This is a genomic window from Limnofasciculus baicalensis BBK-W-15, from assembly GCF_024178385.1.
Lineage (GTDB): Bacteria > Cyanobacteriota > Cyanobacteriia > Cyanobacteriales > Coleofasciculaceae > Limnofasciculus > Limnofasciculus baicalensis.
In genome coordinates, this window is sequence record NZ_JAMZMM010000492.1 from 1 (window position 1) to 3,656 (window position 3,656).

General features: G+C 43.9%; 3 protein-coding genes. All 3 read right to left on the bottom strand.

Features of this window, described 5'->3' with window-relative positions:
* Window positions 1-67: 67 nt before the first annotated feature.
* Window positions 68-715 carry a Uma2 family endonuclease gene (locus NJ959_RS27120; RefSeq protein ID WP_254014874.1) on the bottom strand — a complete coding sequence of 216 codons (648 nt, stop codon included), beginning with the start codon at window positions 713-715 and terminating at the stop codon, window positions 68-70.
* 213 nt (window positions 716-928) lie between these two features.
* Window positions 929-2,215: a glutamyl-tRNA reductase gene (locus NJ959_RS27125; RefSeq protein ID WP_254014875.1), complete on the bottom strand. Its 1,287-nt coding sequence runs from the start codon at window positions 2,213-2,215 to the stop codon at window positions 929-931.
* A 186-nt stretch (window positions 2,216-2,401) separates the two neighbouring features.
* Window positions 2,402-3,439 carry a class II fructose-bisphosphatase gene (gene glpX / locus NJ959_RS27130; protein WP_254014876.1) on the bottom strand — a complete coding sequence of 346 codons (1,038 nt, stop codon included), beginning with the start codon at window positions 3,437-3,439 and terminating at the stop codon, window positions 2,402-2,404.
* Between the last annotated feature and the right edge of the window lie 217 nt (window positions 3,440-3,656).

Here is a 3,656-nt window from a genome sequence, read left to right on the forward strand (position 1 = left end):
GGATACTCCCTTGGTTGTTGGTGATTGGTTGTTTATTTCCCATTCCCTACTCCCTACTCCCTACTCCCTACTCCCTATTAAGTTGCCGCACCTGATTACGAAACAATCTTAAGGTGGGGCTTCTACCGAGACTTACACTTTGTACCAGCGATTCAGTTATCAATTCAATAATTGGTAATCCTGGAAAAATTGGACTGATTTGAGATTCAAGATATTTCCCATCTTCCAGGATATTAATTTGCAGTTGATTCCTTTCATATCGCCACAATTCAGGTATTTGTAATGCTTCATAAGCCTCCAATTGTGTTTTGGAGGTAACATCGATTTCAATAGCTAAATCTGGAGGTGGATTTACGGCCAAATCCACACGCCTTTTTCCTCTCATAATCTGATGATTTTGGATGTAAAAACATTGATCTGGCTCAACCCCACCTTGTTTAGTTTCTCGTTTAAATGTAATCGAACCAAAGCATTCACAATCTACTTCTAATTCTTCTAGCAATATCTTCACCATATCACCAATTAGTTCCTTATCTACCTCATGCTCTGGTGATGGCATCCGCAACTCCAATGTTCCTTTACTATAAGCTAATCTGGCGGCGCGGTGTTCTCCCAATTCTTCTAAAATAGCTTCAAATTCTCTCCAGCTAACCTGATGGAATAGCACTCGCTGCCCCAGGGGAATATCAATCTGTCTCAGTTGGAGTGTAACCATATTTGATAATTGCTAAGGGAGTGGGGAATGGGAGCATCCCGAGAAAGGAAGAAATGTAGGTTGTATTCTTGCTCCCCCCTTTGACAAGGGGGGGTAAAAACTTTGTCAAAAAACGAGTATCTTTGCCAAAGTGGGATGCTCCCGTGGGGAATAGGGAGTGGGTTTTTTGGAGTGGGGAATGGGAAACAACCAACAACCAACAACAAACAACAACTAACTAAATTGCTCCTTAGTATCCAAATTAAATAACATTTCCAAAGCCTGCATCGCTTGCCGTCTGGTTTCAATATCCTGCTGCGCCCGGAGTTGTACCATGGGATCGTGGAGAATTTTATTCACAATACCTCGCGTCAGGGCTTCAATCACCTCTTGATGCTTTTCGGCAAATTCCGAACCCAAACGAGATAAAGCCTTTTCTAACTCTTGTTCCCGAATACTTTCAATTTTATCTCGCAAACTACTAATTGTATTGATAGTTTCCAGCGATCGCAACCAATTGTCAAAGGCTACTACTATTTCCTCCAGTATTCCCTCCGCCTCCATTGCCATCTGGCGGCGACTTTCTTGGTTTTGGGCTACCACTGCTTTTAAGTCGTCAACGTTAAATGCCTTAACATTTTCCAATTCATTCACATCACTATCCACATTCCGGGGTACAGAAATATCAAATACCATTAAAGACTGATGGGGTTCCAGAATAGCTTCTAGTTTAACTTTATTTAGCAGCGGTTCAGTAGAAGAAGTACTAGTAAATACGATATTCGATCCTGCGATTGTTTCCATCATCTCCGATAATGGACGTAACTCCAACTCAGCATTAGGAAACTGATTGGCTAATTCTTGCGATCGCGCCATTGACCTATTGACAATTGCGATCTTTTCTGCTCCTTTCGATAGGAGGTGTTGTACCAATAGGCGGGACATTTTCCCTGCACCGATAATCCCAATCCGACAGTCCCCTAAACGCTCTACTTTCATCTGAGCTAATTCTACCGCAGCCGAACTAATCGATACAGCACCTGTCCCAATACTAGTTTCCGTGCGCACCCTTTTCCCTGCGGTAATCGCTTCTTTAAATAGACGATTCAGTAACCTGCCAATTCCCTTATATTGTTGACCGAGTTTGTGGGTATTTTTAACCTGGGCTAAAATTTGTCCTTCTCCCAACACCAAACTATCAAGCCCTGCCGAAACTCGCATTAAGTGCATGACAGCATCTTGGTGTAACAAAATAAATAGATGGGGACGTAATTTATGGAGTGGAAGCTGACTCCAGTCAGAGAGAAATTGGCTAACTTCCCGCACTCCATGCTCAGTATCTTTCGCCACAATATAAACTTCCATCCGGTTGCAGGTGCTAAGGATTGCGACTTCTTCGATATGAGGATAGCTAGAAAGAGTTTGCATCGCACTTTCTATCCTCGCTTCGGGAATACTGAGTTTTTCCCGCACTTCAACTGATGCTGTTTTATGACTGAGACCGATAACTACTATATTCATCTGTTTTATAATTGTTAATTGCTAATTGCTCAACTGAATAAATCAGATCAATTCCGGTTGTATTGAGATGGTTTGTAGTAGGCACTTTAGTGACTGAGACTGCTCTATTTTAAAGCACTAAAGTGCTTACTACGAACCTGTTTATACAAGTCCGATGCTATCGGACATGATATCAGCCATCAGCGATTAGCGAAGTTGGATATACTTGGGGTGATCGAACATGTGAATTGTATCGACAAAACGAGCAGTCATCGACTGGCTGGAAACAACCAGACTATGTGTTCTCGCGCCACCAGGGAAGAGGCGCACGCCTTCCATCAGAGTACCCGGAGTAATACCACAAGCGGCAAACAACACAGTCTCACCAGAGGCTAACTCCTTAGCACTGTAAACTTTATCATGATCTGTAATACCCATTGAGGTAAGGCGAGCCATGTTGCTTTCCTTACTTTCGCCAATCAAGCCAGTTTTCACAATAGCTGGATCGTAGATCAGTTGTCCTTGGAAATGTCCGCCCAAGCAACGCATCGCTGCGGCTGAGATTACACCTTCAGGTGCTGCACCAATCCCCATCAGAGCATGAATATTAGTTCCAGCAAAAGCACAGGAGATAGCGGCAGAGACATCACCATCGCTAATTAGTCGAACTCTTGCACCCGCATCACGGATTTCCTTGATTAGTTCATTATGGCGATCGCGTTTCATCACCACAACCACCAATTCCTCAATCGCACGCCCTAAGCACTCAGATAGAATTTTCAGGTTTTCCGTTGCAGATTTGTTAATATCGACATGACCCTGTGCTTGGGGAGGTGCTGCCAATTTCTTCATATAGAAGTCAGGAGCAGCAAATAAGCCGCCTTTTTCAGAAATTGCCAAAACTGCCATTGAGCCTGGTTGCCCATAAGCTACCAGATTAGTACCTTCACAAGGATCGACAGCGATATCAATCTCAACCAATTCATCTGGATTGCATACACTTTCTGCATTTTCCTGAGTACAGATACCCACTTCTTCCCCAATGTAGAGCATAGGAGCATCATCCCGCTCCCCTTCTCCGATCACAATGCGCCCCCGCATGTGAATCTTATTCATCCGTTCCCGCATGGCTTCCACCGCCACATGATCTGCGGTATTCTTATCGCCCTTGCCCATCCACTTGGACGATGCCATCGCGGCTTGTTCGACAACTTCAATAATTTCTAGTCCTATTGTACTTTCTATCACGAACTATGTCCTCTAAATTGCTGTACTTTCCCTGGTGTCAGCCGTCCCCTGTCCAAAAGACATGGAAGACGCGAGGGATCACCCCGACATCAAGTCTAATATAGGTTTGTGTCAATTCTTACAACTATTTTTTAATCTACCTGTCAAACTACCAAACTGGGGAGTAGGGAGTAGGGAGTAGGGAGTAGGGAGTGGGGAGTAGGGAGTAGGGAGT

What these genes read in the sequence shown, in the direction of transcription:
- NJ959_RS27120 (WP_254014874.1), bottom strand. Translation starts at nt 715, where the DNA reads ATGGTTACACTCCAACTGAGACAGATTGATATTCCCCTGGGGCAGCGA.
- NJ959_RS27125 (WP_254014875.1), bottom strand. Translation starts at nt 2,215, where the DNA reads ATGAATATAGTAGTTATCGGTCTCAGTCATAAAACAGCATCAGTTGAA.